This is a genomic window from Novosphingobium sp. HR1a (genome assembly GCF_015594425.1).
Classification (GTDB): domain Bacteria; phylum Pseudomonadota; class Alphaproteobacteria; order Sphingomonadales; family Sphingomonadaceae; genus Novosphingobium; species Novosphingobium resinovorum_A.
This window is the reverse complement of the sequence record NZ_JABXWS010000066.1, coordinates 39,696-53,831: the sequence shown is the minus strand read 5'-3', so window position 1 is coordinate 53,831 and position 14,136 is coordinate 39,696. Positions and strand designations below refer to the sequence as shown.

General features: G+C 66.1%; 13 protein-coding genes. 4 read left to right on the top strand and 9 right to left on the bottom strand.

Going from position 1 to position 14,136, the window contains the following annotated elements:
- The first annotated feature begins 71 nt into the window (after nt 1–71).
- Nucleotides 72–1,010, top strand: a complete 939-nt coding sequence (locus tag HWN72_RS18640; RefSeq protein WP_036527148.1) for a hydroxymethylglutaryl-CoA lyase — start codon at nt 72–74, stop codon at nt 1,008–1,010.
- 130 nt (nt 1,011–1,140) lie between these two features.
- Nucleotides 1,141–2,568, top strand: a complete 1,428-nt coding sequence (locus tag HWN72_RS18635) for an MFS transporter (protein ID WP_081799071.1) — start codon at nt 1,141–1,143, stop codon at nt 2,566–2,568.
- 81 nt (nt 2,569–2,649) lie between these two features.
- Here the strand turns inward: HWN72_RS18635 and HWN72_RS18630 are convergent, their stop codons facing one another.
- The gene (locus HWN72_RS18630; protein ID WP_211150945.1) at nt 2,650–3,408 is read right to left on the bottom strand and encodes an SDR family NAD(P)-dependent oxidoreductase; all 759 of its coding nucleotides are present in this window, start codon (nt 3,406–3,408) and stop codon (nt 2,650–2,652) included.
- A 227-nt stretch (nt 3,409–3,635) separates the two neighbouring features.
- Here HWN72_RS18630 and HWN72_RS18625 point away from each other — a divergent pair, with 227 nt between their 5' ends.
- A complete protein-coding gene (locus tag HWN72_RS18625) occupies nt 3,636–5,792 on the top strand; it encodes a TonB-dependent receptor (protein ID WP_081799069.1) in 2,157 nt (718 codons plus the stop codon).
- Between the two features lie 18 nt (nt 5,793–5,810).
- Entirely contained in the window at nt 5,811–7,046 is a 1,236-nt protein-coding gene (locus HWN72_RS18620; RefSeq protein ID WP_069709460.1) for a cytochrome P450, read from the top strand.
- Nucleotides 7,047–7,137: 91 nt separating this feature from the next.
- Here the strand turns inward: HWN72_RS18620 and HWN72_RS18615 are convergent, their stop codons facing one another.
- From HWN72_RS18615 to HWN72_RS18580, 8 genes are read right to left on the bottom strand one after another with little or no spacing between them, the layout of a single operon-like run.
- Nucleotides 7,138–8,682 (bottom strand): FAD-binding oxidoreductase, encoded by a 1,545-nt coding sequence (locus HWN72_RS18615; RefSeq protein WP_036526998.1) that lies wholly within the window; start codon nt 8,680–8,682, stop codon nt 7,138–7,140.
- Between the two features lie 21 nt (nt 8,683–8,703).
- Nucleotides 8,704–9,906 carry a class I SAM-dependent methyltransferase gene (locus HWN72_RS18610; protein ID WP_036526997.1) on the bottom strand — a complete coding sequence of 401 codons (1,203 nt, stop codon included), beginning with the start codon at nt 9,904–9,906 and terminating at the stop codon, nt 8,704–8,706.
- Nucleotides 9,906–10,586 carry a hypothetical protein gene (locus tag HWN72_RS18605; protein WP_036526996.1) on the bottom strand — a complete coding sequence of 227 codons (681 nt, stop codon included), beginning with the start codon at nt 10,584–10,586 and terminating at the stop codon, nt 9,906–9,908. Before HWN72_RS18605 ends, HWN72_RS18610 begins: the two co-directional genes overlap by 1 nt.
- A 20-nt stretch (nt 10,587–10,606) precedes the next feature.
- Nucleotides 10,607–11,281, bottom strand: coding sequence for an SDR family oxidoreductase (locus HWN72_RS18600; RefSeq protein WP_051586935.1), 675 nt, complete (start codon nt 11,279–11,281; stop codon nt 10,607–10,609).
- Nucleotides 11,278–12,096, bottom strand: a complete 819-nt coding sequence (locus HWN72_RS18595) for an alpha/beta fold hydrolase (RefSeq protein ID WP_211150944.1) — start codon at nt 12,094–12,096, stop codon at nt 11,278–11,280. The genes HWN72_RS18600 and HWN72_RS18595 overlap by 4 nt, the downstream gene beginning before the upstream one ends.
- The gene (locus tag HWN72_RS18590; protein ID WP_036526992.1) at nt 12,096–12,470 is read right to left on the bottom strand and encodes a hypothetical protein; all 375 of its coding nucleotides are present in this window, start codon (nt 12,468–12,470) and stop codon (nt 12,096–12,098) included. Before HWN72_RS18590 ends, HWN72_RS18595 begins: the two co-directional genes overlap by 1 nt.
- Nucleotides 12,467–13,162 (bottom strand): isochorismatase family protein, encoded by a 696-nt coding sequence (locus HWN72_RS18585; protein WP_036526991.1) that lies wholly within the window; start codon nt 13,160–13,162, stop codon nt 12,467–12,469. The genes HWN72_RS18590 and HWN72_RS18585 overlap by 4 nt, the downstream gene beginning before the upstream one ends.
- Nucleotides 13,159–14,049, bottom strand: coding sequence for an oxaloacetate decarboxylase (locus tag HWN72_RS18580; RefSeq protein WP_051586934.1), 891 nt, complete (start codon nt 14,047–14,049; stop codon nt 13,159–13,161). The genes HWN72_RS18585 and HWN72_RS18580 overlap by 4 nt, the downstream gene beginning before the upstream one ends.
- Nucleotides 14,050–14,136: the final 87 nt, after the last annotated feature.

The following is a 14,136-nucleotide window of genomic DNA, read 5'->3' as shown; positions in this document are numbered from 1 at the left end:
CGCCGGTGGACAGGCTGTGAACAAATGATATATAGATATAACAATATAGGCAATGAAAGAGCGTGCGCGACGTGTCGGTTCTGATCAGCGAAGTTGGCCCCCGCGACGGCCTCCAGAACGTCAAGGCAGTGATGCCGACCGAGGCCAAGAAGGCGTGGATCGCCGCAGAGGCCGCCACCGGCATGCGCGAAATCGAGGTGGGCAGCTTCGTTCCCGCCAAGCTCCTGCCGCAACTGGCGGACACTGCCGAGATCGTCGCATTTGCGCGCACGCTGCCCGGCCTGACCGTGGCGGTTCTGGTGCCTAATGCGCGCGGCGCGGCCGATGCGATCGCCGCCGGGGCGCACAAGCTGACCCTGCCGCTGTCGGTCTCGGAAACGCACTCGCTCAAGAACCTGCGCCGCACGCACGACCAGGTGATCGAGGAAGCCGCCCGCATCGCCGCGATGATCCGCGAACTGCCCGAGGGCGACCGCCCGCACTTCGAGGGCAGCCTGTCCACCGTGTTCGGCTGTACGCTGGAGGGCACCGTTCCCGACGCGCAGATCGCGCGGCTGGCGGAGCGGCTGATGGAAGCCGGCTGCGACGAAGTCGGCCTCTCCGACACCACCGGCTATGCCGATCCTTCGGCCGTGCGCCATCTCGTCAAGCTGGTGCGCGGCGTTGTCGGTGACAAGGCGCTGACCGGCATCCACCTTCACAACACCCGCGGCCTCGGCCTTGCCAACGTGCTGGCGGCACTGGAATGCGGGCTCGACACGATCGATGCTTCGCTTGGCGGCCTGGGCGGCTGTCCCTTCGCGCCGGGCGCGAGCGGCAATATCGTTACCGAGGATCTGGCCTTCATGCTCGAGGCGATGGGCATCGACACCGGCATCGACCTCGACAGTCTCTTCAAGGTCCGTTCGATCGTAGCCGACGCACTGCCGGGCGAGCCGCTCTATGGCTTCGTCACCGATGCGGGCCTGCCCTTGGGCTTCACCCCGGCCACGCAGCGGGAGGCCGCGTAAGGTTCGAAAGCCGCCGCATGGTTCTCGCTGTGCGGACAAGGCGATCTCGCCCTTCCATCGATACCCACGTGTAAGCTAGCGTCCTGTTCTTGGTCCTCCTCTCTCCCTCAAGGACGCTAGCGACATCGTCATGACACATGACTCGAACCGGGTTCCGACCCGCACGGCCATCGCCTACGGCGCCGGTCAGCTCGGCGCGCAGATCTTCCGCGACACGCCGGCCGTCCTGCTGCCGATCTTCATGACCACCATCCTGGGCATCCCGCCCTGGCTGTCGGGCTTCGTCATCCTGATCCCGAAGCTGTGGGTGATCGTCTGCGACCCGCTGGTGGGCGTCTTTTCCGATCGCAAGAAGGAGACCTGGGGACGAACCCGGTTCCTGACCGTCGGCGCGATCCTGACGAGCATCGGCTTCGCCAGTCTCTTCACGATCGTCGAGTATCCCAGCCCTTATGTCGCGGCCGGAGCGGTCTGCGTGCTGTTCCTGGTTGCCTCGACCGCGTTCAGCATCTTCTCCGTGCCGTACCTCGCGGTCGCCTCCGAACTGTCGAACGACGCGCACGAGCGCACGCGCATCCTGACCTTCCGCATGGCCGCGACGATCGGCGGCGTGGTGATCGGCGTCGGCGTGGCGCAGCCGCTGGTCTTCGCACTCGGCGGCGGCGCGCACGGCTGGCACGTCATGGCCTACTCGTTCGCCGTGGTCTGCATCGTGTCGATGCTGGTGCCCGCGATCGGGCTGCGCGGAGTTCCGCTGCTCAAGAGCGCGCAGGCGCCCGGCAAGCTGCTTGACCAGCTTGGCTCGGTGGCGTCGAACAAGCCGTTCATGGTGCTGCTGGCGACGACGTTCATCCAGGGCATCGGCATGGCGTCCAGCTATACCGTCATCGGGTTCTACTACGTCTATGCGCTGAACCTGGTGCACATCATCCCGACCTTCGTGATCGCGATGGCCTGCGGCAGCCTGTTGAGCCAGCCGACGTTCCTCTATCTCTCGCGCCGCTTCGGCAAGGAGAAGGTCTACGTCGTGGGCTCGGTGCTGTGGATGCTGGTCACCGTGACGTGGTTCTTCGTCGAGCCGGAAAGCCCGGTCGTGGTATCGCTGCCGCTGATCGGCGATCTTACGCGCGAAGGTCTGCTGGTGCTGGCGCGCGGCGTGTTCATCGGCGTGGTCAACACCGGCTTCCTGCTGCTCTCGTTCTCGATGCTGACGGACACCGTGGACCTCCATCGTCGCCGTCACGGATCGGCCAACGAAGGCGTATTCTCGGGCATCTTCAGCGCGGCGGAGAAGCTGGCCTTCGCGCTCGGCCCGCTTGTGGCAGGCATCATCATGAGCGGCTTCGGCTTCGTGTCATCCACGCACGGCGTGGTGCAGCAGAGCCAGCACGCGGTGCTCGGCGTGATCCTGCTCTATTCGGCGGTGCCGGTGGTCACGCAGTTCCTGAGCCTGCTGGTGTTCTCCCGATACCGTCTCGACCCGGCCGAGATCACGACCGGGCCGGAGAACTGGCAGGACGCCGCGCGGCTCGAGCCGTCGCCTGGTCTGGAACGCTGATCGGGTCAATGCGGTAAAAACAAAAAAGCCCGCCTCGCACTGTGCGAGGCGGGCTTTTCCATGCCCTATGGGAAGTCCCGGTCAGGCGCCCGGGATATTGCCGCCATCGACCGGGATGAACACGCCCGACACCGCCTTGTTGGCCGGATCGGCAAGGAACAACACGCTGTTCGCTATGTCTTCCGGCGTGGCGAGGCGGCCGAGAGGACTGTAAGTTTCCATCTTGGCGAGGAAATCGCCGTCGCTCTCGCCGTCGAGCTTGTTGCCCATGAGCATTTCGGTGGGCACTGCGCCCGGCAGCACCGCGTTGACGCGCACTCCGTAGCGGCCCGCCGCGCGCGCCGCGGTGCGCGTGGTCATCAGCACCGCCGCCTTGGAGCCGCAATAGGCCGCGCCGGTGGGGTTGGCGGTGATCGACATGCCCGAACCCATGTTGACGATGGCGCCGCCGTTGCCCTTCACCTTCATTCGCCGGATCGCGTGCTTGCAGCCGAGGAACACGCCGTCGGAATTGATCGCGAAGTGCTTCTGCCACATCTCCAGCGGCATGTCCTCGAACGCGATGTTGGGGCGGTAGATGCCGGCGTTGTTGACGAGCACGTCGATGCCGCCCAGTTCGCGGTCGATGTAGTCCATCAAAGCGATCCAGGAATCCTCGCTGGTCACGTCGAGCGTGCGCTCGATGATCTTGCCATCAGTCGAGGTGTCGCCCGAGGCGGCGAGATCGGCGCTGATGACGGTGGTTCCGCGTGCGGCGAAGGCCGAGACTATGGCTTGGCCCAGACCGCCTGCGCCACCGGTCACCACGACGTTCAGTCCGGCAAAATTGTCTTGAATCATCGTGACTTGATATCCCGAAAAAGTGCGCTTTCGGCCCATCGTCCGCTCAGTCGCAGCCGTGAGCCTGTCTCGCGGTTAACCTTCGTCGTTCGCGGGCAAGCACGGATTCTGGGGGCTCTCCGCCTAGTGATAAATCATCGGCTGGTGATCAACAAACTCGATTCAAATTGTTCAAAATCGCACGTGAGGCACCTTCACCGGACAACAAAGGTTCGGGGAAAATCGTCATGTCCAGTCGGTTCGCTTTCCTTTTCGGCACTGCTCTCGTCACCACTCTTTCTACGGTGCCCGCCATGGCGCAGGAGGCTCCGCAGGCCTCTTCCGACGCCGTTGGCGGGAACGATATCGTCGTCACCGCGCAGCGCCGTGAACAATCGCTGCAGGACACGCCGATCGCCGTCAGCGCGTTCAATTCCGCCATGCTGGAGGACCGCGCGGTCAACAGCGTGATCGCTCTCGCATCGAACACGCCGGGTCTCTATCTGAGCCAGGGCACGGCGTCGCCCAGCACGCTGCAGATCGCCATGCGCGGCGCGCTGGAGCAGAGCGGTGGGTCGGTGACTTCGGAATCCCCGGTCGCGATCTACATCGACGACGTCTACCAGTCCCGCCTCTCGGCAGCCGACTATGACCTGGCGGATATCGAGCGGGTCGAAGTGCTGCGCGGGCCGCAGGGTACGCTCTACGGCCGCAACTCGATGACCGGCGCTATGAAGCTGGTCACCCGGCAGCCCAACGGCGATAACTGGGCCAACTTCGACATCAGCTACGCCCGCTTCGATGAAGTGAAGGCCAAGGCCAGCGTCGGCGCGGCGCTCACCGGGAACCTCGCGCTTGCGGCCTCGGGCTTCTACGACAACCGTGACAAGGGCTGGCAGTACAACGTCTTCACCCGGGAGGACGTCACCAAGTTCCGACGCTATGGCGGCCAGGTGGCGCTCGGCCTGACCAACGTGGACCGGGTCGAGGCGGTCGTCACGGCACGCTATGCCAAGAGCACCAGCGACGGACAGCACTTCCTGCCGATCAACGATACGCCGCCCTACAATCCCGCGCTGGGCTTCTATCAGACGCGCACGCCTCTGCCGGCGATCGGCAATAATGAGCAGTATTCGTTCTCCGGCCGCTTCGGCTATGATCTCACCGACACCATCACGGTGCGTTCGATCACCGCTTATCAGCATCTCGATGAACACTGGGCGCTCGACTTCGCGGGCGGCTACGTCGCGCCGGGCAGTAATGCCGATCCGATCCCGGGATTCTATCGCGACAGTCTCGGCAAGCAGAACCAGTTTACGCAGGAACTGCAGGTCCTTGCCAACAGCGCCGACGATCGCCTCCATGTGATCGCGGGCTTCTTCTACTTCCGCGAGCATGCAAGGCAGGACACCAACGACATCTTCACCGGCTTCCCGCTTCCTCCCTCCAGCATCGAGACGAAGTCCAGGAGCTATGCCGGTTACGGTCAGGCCGATTACGAGATCATTCCCGGGCTGACGGCTTCGGCGGGCATTCGCTATACCCATGACATCAAGTCGTTCTTCGGCACGACGCCTGATTCCGCAGGCACGATCTACGCCCTGAACTATGGCATCAAGGCGAATGTCTGGACGCCCAAGTTCAACCTGCAATGGAAGTGGTCGGACACCGGCATGGTCTATGCCACCGCTGCGCGCGGTTATCGCGCGGCCGGGTTCAACTCCCTCAACTCGGGCGAACCGGCCGGCTTCGGAAGGCCCTATGCGCCGGAGTTCGCATGGTCCTACGAGATCGGTGCCAAGGTCGACCTGCTCGACCGCGCGCTCCAGCTCAACCTCGCCGCCTACCATGAGAGCCTTACCGACCTGCAGACGCTGGCGCTGGGCAATGTCGCGGGCAGCTACCTGACCCAGAACGCGGCGAAGGCGAAGGTGCAGGGCATCGAACTGGAAACCACGCTGCGACCCGTTCAGGGCATAAGCTTCTTCGGCAACCTCACCTATACTTACGACAAATATCAGGAGCTGGACCCGGGTTCGCAGGCGGCGCAGGCAGGGGCGGAGCATCTGCCGCTGATCTCGCGCTGGCAGTATCAGGTGGGCGGCACCGCCGACCTTCCGATCGGCGACAGCACGGTGACGCTGGCGGCGGATTACAGCTACCGAACGTCGTACAACTCGCTCGTCTCGCTTTCGCAGGCTTCGGAAAACCCGGCGATCGGGCGCGCCAACGCCTCGGTGACGTACAAGCTGCCGGGTGACCATATCCAGTTCTACGCGCAGGCGAGCAACCTGTTCAATTCGAAGGACTGGTTCGCCTCGGCCGAGTTCGTGCCCGGCCTGTTCGGCTACAAGATCCCGCTGGAGCCGCGCGTGTGGCGCGTCGGCTTCCGCTACAAGATGTGACCTGAAGGAGTGACGGATATGGCCGGAGAGACCGGAATCGCAGAACCGGTGCAGGATGTCGACTTCGGCTCCCCGGCCTTCCTCGAAGATCCCTGGAGCCCGCTGCGTGCGCTCCAGGATCAGGACCCGGTGTTCTGGAGCGAGAAGCAGCAGGCGTGGATCGTCACCCGCTACGAAGATGTCATGGCGACGTTCCGCGACCAGCGCCTGTCCGCCTCGCGCATTGTGCCGTTTCTTTCCACGCTGGTGGCCGATGTGCGCGCCGAGTATCCGCTCGTCGCGCATTTCGAGGAGAAGTGGATCTCCAACGTCGACCAGCCCGTCCACTCGCGGCTGCGGCGGCTGATGGCGAACGCCTTCTCGCGCAAGGTGGTGGATGCCCTGCGCCCCGCCTCGCGCAAGATCAGCGAGGACATCCTGCGTGAAGTCAACGGGCGAGAGGTGGACTACGTGCACGCCGTCGCGCGTGAACTGCCGGCGCGCGTGATCACCGCGATGTTCGGCATTCCGGACCACTTGCGCGACCAGTTCGCCGACTGGGCGGGCGCGATCCAGCAGGCCACCGGCGCGGCCGTGCTGACGCGCGAGATGGTGGACCTCTATCACCAGACCCTCGCCGACATGAACGTCGAACTGCTCAAGCTGATCGCCGAGCGGCGCGAGAGCCCGAAGGAAGACCTGCTCAGCCAGTTCGTCCAGGCGCGCGATGCCAACGACCAGCTTTCCGACGACGAGCTGCTGGGCGCCTGCCACGCCACGATCATCGCCGGGTTCGAGACGACGATGCACATGCTGACGCTGGGCATGCTGGAACTGCACGAGCGGCCCGCGCTGCAGGCGCGCCTGTTCTCCGGGCCGGCCGATGCGGCGAAAGTGGTGGACGAGCTGCTGCGCTACATCGGCATGGCCAAGGGCATGCTGCGCATCGCGCGCGAGGATTTCGAGTGGCATGGTCACACGATCCGCAAGGGCGACTTCGTCTACGGCATGAACATATCGGCCAACCGCGACCCCCGCATGTGGCAGCGGCCTGACGAGATCGACCCGGACCGCGACAACAACCGCTCGATGGCGTTCGGGCCGGGCATGCACTTCTGCCTCGGTCACCTGCTGGCGAAGATGGAACTGGCGGAGTTCTTTACTGAGCTTTTCGGCAGCTACGACGTGGCGATCCTCTCCGCCGAGCGGCCGTGGATCAACAGCTTCACCTTCCGAGGGCTGGATGAGCTGCCGGTGCGGATCAGCAGGAAATAGCCGCATCCCTCGTCATTGCGAGCGAAGCGAAGCAATCCAGGGCGGCGTTATACTGCCTTGGATTGCTTCGCTCGCAATGACGAGGCAGGGGTCAAATCCCCAGCGCACCCGGGTTGAGCAGGCCCTTTGGATCGACCTGCGCCTTCACCGCACGCAGCAGCGTCAACGCGCCCTCGTCACGCTCGCGCGTGTAGGGATAGAGCTTGCCCACCTGGAAATGGCCCGCTCCGTGGGCATGCATCAGACCGATGATCTCGGTGCGGATTTCCTCGACGAGCGCGGCACCGTCGGGGTTTTCGGCATAGCGGGGCAGCCCGGCAAGGTAACCCGGCTCCATCATCCGTTCGTGATAGGGCGTCAGTGCGTCCTTCCAGTACAGTGCCGGTTCGTAAAGGAACGTCCCCGCCCCGATCGACGAGAACATCGCCCCGATATAGGCGCCTTTGCGATCCATCTCCGCGCGCTTGCCGTCGACGTAGGACGTGAAGGCGGCATGGAACGCCGCGACGCGCGAGTGCGGCAGCAGGCCGTGCAGCGGCACCCAGCGCTCGCCTGCGGGGCCGAGCATGTTGTGCAGCGGCTGGAACGGCATGGCGCGCACGACCGTCGGCACCGAGTTGGCGATCTCGCGCCCGAAGCCGAGCGCGACCTTGCGGATAGCATCGATCTTGGCGCGCGCCTCGATGGCGGAGTAGCCGTCGGCGATGTAGTGCGCGGCGTAAGGCGCGGAGGCCAGCACCCGCCGTCCCGCTGCCGCCATGCGCAGCAGACTGCGCGCGCCCGCCAGCGCGCTGGGCGAGGACTGCCACACGCCCCTGGCCACCGAGAGCATCGTGCCGGTGTCCTGCTTGGCGATCTGCCCTTGCGACAGCGCGAGGTCGAGGCCGAAGGACTTCTCCTCGATCTTCATGCCGGCGATGGCGGACATGCAGCCGTGCAGCGCGGCGAAGTCGGGGAAGGTGAAGGACGCGGTCTCGTGCGCGGGCTTGCGGCGCAATAGCTTGAGGGTGATCGCGGTCTTGATCCCCAGCGCCCCGGAATCGCCGAGGAACAGCCCGGCAAGGTCCGGGCCGTAGTTGCGAAAGCGGCCCCGGCTCGCCTGCGATCCGGTCGTGCCCGTGCGCACGAACGTCCCGTCCGGCAGCAGCACTTCGAGCGCCACGACGCTGTCCGCCGAAATGCCGTTGGCGTTGGAACCATGGCCGTTGGCGTTCTGGCTCATGGTGCCGCCGACGCTGGCGGCAAGCCCGCTGAAGGTGCCGACAAAAGGCACCTTGAGACCGCGCGGCGCCAGCGCATCGTCGAGCGCCTTCCAGCTGATGCCGGGCTCGACGGTGACGGTCATGTCGGTTTCGTTGAGCGAGACGATGCGGTCGAGGCCGGAGCTGTCGATGACCACACTGTCCGCGCGCCTGGGCAAATGCGCGTCGGTATAGGAGACGCCGCCGCCCCGCGTGTGGATGGCAAGGCCCGCCTCCGCCGCCGCGAGCACGATCGCGCGCAAGTCCTCCACGCTGGTCGGGCGGAACACGCCCGCCGGGGTTGCGTGGCGGCGATAGACGTCGGAACCGAAGAACGCCGCCTCGCCGTCAGGCAGGCGCGACGGGGAAAGGGCAAGGGCGTCGGGCAGGGTCATGGGCGTCTTCTCTCGTACGTTTCAGGGCTTGCGTGCGATCAGCACTTCCCAGCCGCCGCCGGGGGCATATTCGCCCGCCTTGAATTCGCGGTCGGCCAGTTCGTCGGCCTTGGCGGCATCGTAACCCTTCGCGTCGGCCCCGGCGTATTCACGGATGACCATCGGCGCGGTGTCGAAGCGGATCGTTTCCGGATCGAAGCCCGCGTTCTTGGCCAGCCCCACCTGGTCCATCTCGCGCATGGCGCCCCAGAACGGCTCGTTGTTGTAGTAGGTCTCGTTGTCGAGGATGAACTGGGTGAACGGGTCCATCAGGTCGAACGGCGGCAGGTCGCAGTGGATCATCAGGCCGCCGGGACGCAGCAGGCGGAAGCACTCGTCGAAGATCCTGGGCATCGCCTTGCCGCTGGTCTCGTGCAGCAGGATATGGCTGACGACGAGGTCGAAGGAGGCGTCCTCGAACTCGGTCTTCTCCGCGTTCATCTGCGCGAAGTTCACCGTCTCGCCCAGCGCCACCGAGCGGGCGTGGGCATAGCGCACCAGCGGCTCGGCGACGTCGATGCCCCAGACTTCCGCCTCGGGGAAGAACTCCTTGTAGGGCAGGGTCGAGTGGCCGACCGTGCAGCCCATGTCGAGCACGCGTGTCGGCGCGAAATCGGGCATGGTGCGGCGGATATAGTTCACCACCGATCGGCCCTTGCCGTCGTTGAACGGCCCGCCGTAGCCCATGCCGTAGAGGTAGACGCCGCGTTCGTAGAGGGCGCCAGCCGCGAATTGCTCGGCATCATGGCGGGAGGCATAGCCGCCCGGCATGCAGTGGATGTCTAGCGCGGTGACGTAGCGGGGCACGTCGAACGCTTCGGGAATGCGCAGTTCGCCGCCCTGTCCCTCGCGTGCCTTCACCTCGGCGGCGAGGCGGGGCCAGTCGCGTTCGATGGTGTCCACCACCGAGAGCCACAGCAGCTCCTGCGCCGTCCGGTTGAGCGCGGCGTAGGACTGGAAGAACGGCTCCTTCTTCATCGCTTTTCGCACGTCGTGACGGCTGGCGAGATCGACGCCGAGCGACTGCGATTCCGCCGCCGTCTTGGCGAACAGCGGGGTCAGGCCGGGCAGGACCTCGCGCTGGATGAAGCCGCGCAGGCCCTTGGCGAAGTTCTGGCGGCTCGCCTCGTCGTGGCTGGCGCGCGGGAGGACCGGGTGGTCGCCCTGCTGGAAAACGTTGAGCATCAGTCCAGTCCTGCCAATTCATAGCGCACCGGCCCGAACGAGCCTTTCAGACGCAGCGGCAGGTAATCGCCCGGGGTCACCCAGAAGTCGGCGTATTCGGGCACGAATTCGCTCCAGCGCACCTTGAAGTGCTCGGCCTCGAAGCTGCCTGCGCGCACGGTGATCTCCTCGCGGCCGACGTAAGTGACCAGCGGCGTCACGCAGTGCGCGCGGTAATTGCCCATGCCCCATTCGGAGATCGAGTTGGTCACGCAGGTCACCGGCTTCTCGACGCCCGGATCGGCGGTGCCGCAGGCTGCGGCAACCAGCACGTCGGCAAGGATCGTGTGCATGCCCAGGTAGTCGATCCGCTTGCCCGTCTCCAGCCGCTGCGAGAACCGCCCGGCCTCCTGCGAGAAGACTTCCGCCTCCACCGCGGTGCCGTCGACGCGGAACCAGCAGTGCGCCTTGAGGTCGCCGTCGACGAATTCGCGGGTCTGCGCCTCGATCGGGTTCCAGTCGCCGTCCACCGACCAGGTCGCGTTGCGCAGGACCTTGCGGTCGTCGAACTCGATGGTGGCGTTCATCAGCCGGCCCTTGTCCCAGACCGACATGGTGAAGGCCTCGCGGCCCCATTCCTCGTCGCTTTCCTTGAGGTGGACGACACGGCCGGAGAGATGCTTCGGAATCTGGTAGGTCATGGTCGGTCCTTTGGAAAAGCTCACCAGGGAACGGTGTCCCCGGTGTATTCGAGGAACGGGGCGCCATCGGCCGAGGGGTGGGCAGTGCTGACGAGGCGGTAGATGCCGTCCACGCTGTCGGCGACTTCGACGGTGGCGTCGGCGCCGCCCATCTCGGTCTTCGCCCAGCCGGGGCAGATGATGAGGACCGCGCGCTTCCCGCCGTGGGTAACGGCGAAGCTGCGCACCAGCATGTTGAGCGCCGCCTTGCTGACGCGGTAGAGGTCCGCGCCCGCCAGGGTGTTGCGCACCATCGAGCCCATGCCCGAACTGGTGAAGGCGAATGTGCCGCCTTCGGGCACCAGCAGTTCCAGCAGGGTGGCGAGGCGTACGCTGCCGATGGCGTTGGTCTTGAGGACGCGCAGGACCTCCTCGTCGGCGCGCTCCCAGATCGGCGCGTCGCCCTGAGGCAGGATGCCCGCGACGATGTGCAGCACGTCGATCCGCTGCCCGGCTAGGCTGTCGCGAAGGGCGAGCGCCTGCCCCTCGTCGGTGATGTCGAGCGGCAGGACGGTGATGCCGTCCAGCGCCTCCAGCGCCGGGGAGGGGACCACGGTGGTCGCCACTACGTCCCACCCTTCGGCGCGGTATCGCTGCGCAAGCGCAAGGCCGAGGCCCTGCGTCGCGCCGACGAGCAGGACCCGGCGCGGGATCACTGCCAACCCGCTCCGCGCAGGAACTTCGCGACTTCATCGGCCCATGCCTCGGGCTGCTGGTCGACGATATCGACGCCGCCGCCCTCCAGCGCGGCGAAGCCGAAATGAGGGAAGAGTTCGGATGCGCGCTGCGCGTGGTCGAAGATCATGTCGCCGGTGTTCGACAGGATCAGCGTCGGCTGTTTCACTTGCGCCAGCTGCGGTTCCTGATCGTACATATAGGCGGCGTTGTGGCCGTACCAGAAGGCGCCGCGCCCGATCAGCGCCTGCACCACGTAGTCGCTGAGGCGCGCGTGCGGGATGGTGCCGCTGGCAAGGTTGTTACGAATGTCGAACAGTTCCGCCATGTGCCCGGCATGCTCGCGCGCGCGGTAGCCCAGTTCCCACTGATGCAGGTTGTCGAGGAAGTTCTGGCGGTCCGCGGCGCTGACCAGAAGCGGGCCGTTGACGATCAGCGCGGCGATGCGGTCGGGGAACAGCAGTGCGCCCTCGGTTGCCGCCAGCGCGCCGGTATGGTGGCCGAGCAGGGCCGCGCGCTCGATCCCCAGCGCGCCCAGCACGGCGGGGATGACCTGCGCATAATCGGTGACAGTCGGAGTGTCCGGCGTCGGGTCGGACATGCCGAAGCCGGGCATGTCGATGCCGATCGCGCGATACCCGCGTGCCGCAAGCGGGGCGTAGACGTTGTCGAACTGGCCCGAGGTCATCGGCGCCTGATGGAACATCAGCAGCGCGGGGCCTTCACCCGTCTCCTGGAAATGGACCTGCCCGAACGGACCGTCGGCGTAATGACGGCGGGGCCAATTATGCTGCATCAAATGTCTCCTGTCGCGACCTTGTCGAGCGTCTCGCGGTAGGTCCGGTCGCTGTACTTGTGTTCGAGTTCGCTGCGCCGCTGGCGCGAGAATTGGAAGAGCCTGCCGTAGAAGTCCTGAAGCGCCTGCTCGCGCGTCCGCAGCAGGGCATCGTCGGGCTGGAGCGCCTCGATCTCGGCGGCGAGGTCGATCCCGTGGCGGCTCATCACCCGCTCGGCGGTGTCGAGCCTTTCGCGCACGACGTGCAGTTCCTGCGCGAGCACCAGCACCATCGAGAGCACTTCGTCGACGCCCTCGGTCGCGAAGAACTCGGGACGCTTGCCGCGCACGGTACGGGCCAGTTCGGGGCGGGGGAGTTCAGGCGTGTCGCTCATGCGTTCAATCCGTCCAGCGCTGCCAGCACCTGCGCCAGCGGTTCCACGTCCGCGTACTTGTAGGCCATGTCGAACAGGTTCACCGCGTGGGCCGTGGGGCTGCGGTCGTAAACGCATTCCTCGGGCACGGTGACGCGGAAGTTGTAGGCGAAGGCGTCCACCACGCTGCCGCGCACGCAGCCGCTGGTGGTGCAACCTGTGACGACCACGCTGTCGCAGCCCAGGTCGATCAGGTAGCTGGCGAGCGGGGTGCCGAAGAAGGCGCTAGGGTGCTTCTTGGGCAGCAGCACGTCGCCGGGGAGCGGCGCGACGTCCTCGACGAAGCGATAGCCCTCGGCGCCGATGGTCATCAGTTCGGGGACTTTGGCGGCAAGGCGCCCCTGATCGAACGCCTCCTTGGGCGCGACATGGGGGTAGAGCACCGGCAGGGCGAGTGTGCGGAACTTCGCCAGCAGCGGGGCGATGTGGCGCACCGCCTCCCACCCGGCATCGCCGCAGCTGGTCTTGAATTCCTCGATGGAGTCCCAGAACGGCGCCTCGCGCGTGCCGATGGTGCGGTACTGCACGTCGATGATGAGCAGCGCCGGGCGCTTGCCGAGACCGCCCGGGCGACCGAAACCGGCGGCGCGGTAGCGGCGCTCCTCCTCCTCGGAGACGATTCCGGTCCATGGTCGATCCGGGGGGCTTGTCATGGCTTCACGTCGCCTTCGTAGTGAAGGCGCATCGCGTCCCACTCTGCGGTGCGCACAACTTTCTGGCGCTGGACGAAGTCGGCGAGGCGATCGCCCACGTTCTGCAGCGAACCGTCGTCCCTCAGTGCGCCCAGCACCTGCTGCATCGCCAGCACCGAAGCCTGCAGCGCGGCATTGGCGTAGAGGACGAGGCCGTAGCCCATCGCCTCGAACTCGCTTGCGGGGAAGGGCGGGGTCTTGCCGCCGTGGACCACGTTGACGAGGTGCGGCAGGCCGGGATTGCGGCCGGGCGCGTCGCGCAGTTCGGTTTCGGTGGTCAGCGCCTCGACGAAGAGGATGTCGGCGCCCGCCTCAGCATAGCGGCTGGCGCGCTCGATGGCGGCTTCGTAGCCTTCCACCGCCTTGGCGTCGGTGCGGGCCATGATCAGCGTGTTCTCGTCGCGCCGGGCGTCCACCGCCGCCTTGATCTTGCCGATCATCTCGGCGGCGGGGGCCACGTCCTTGCCCTCGAAGTGGCCGCAGCGCTTGGGGAAGACCTGATCCTCGATCTGGATCACCGCCGCGCCGGCCGCCTCGAGGCGGCGCACCGCGTGATAGCAGCTGACCGAATTGCCGTATCCGGTGTCGGCATCGACCACCAGCGGCAGGTCCACTACGGCGGCGATCCGCTCCACCGCCTGCGCCATGTCGGACAGGCCGAGGATGCCGATGTCGGGCAGGCCCAGCTCGGTATTCGCCACGCCCGCGCCGGTGACGTAAAGCGCCTCGTAGCCAAGATCCTGCGCCACGCGGGCGGCCAGCGGATTGGCGACGCCCGGCAGCAGGACGGCGCGCTTGTCTGCCCCGTTTGGTGAAGATAGGCGCAGCTTGAATTCGTGTCTGGTCATGAGGCCGGAGACTATCGCTGCCGTGGCCACGCGGGAGGCGGCGCGCGGGCGCTATCCGGCAGGCGGAGTTTGTTCGGCTGGCGGGTA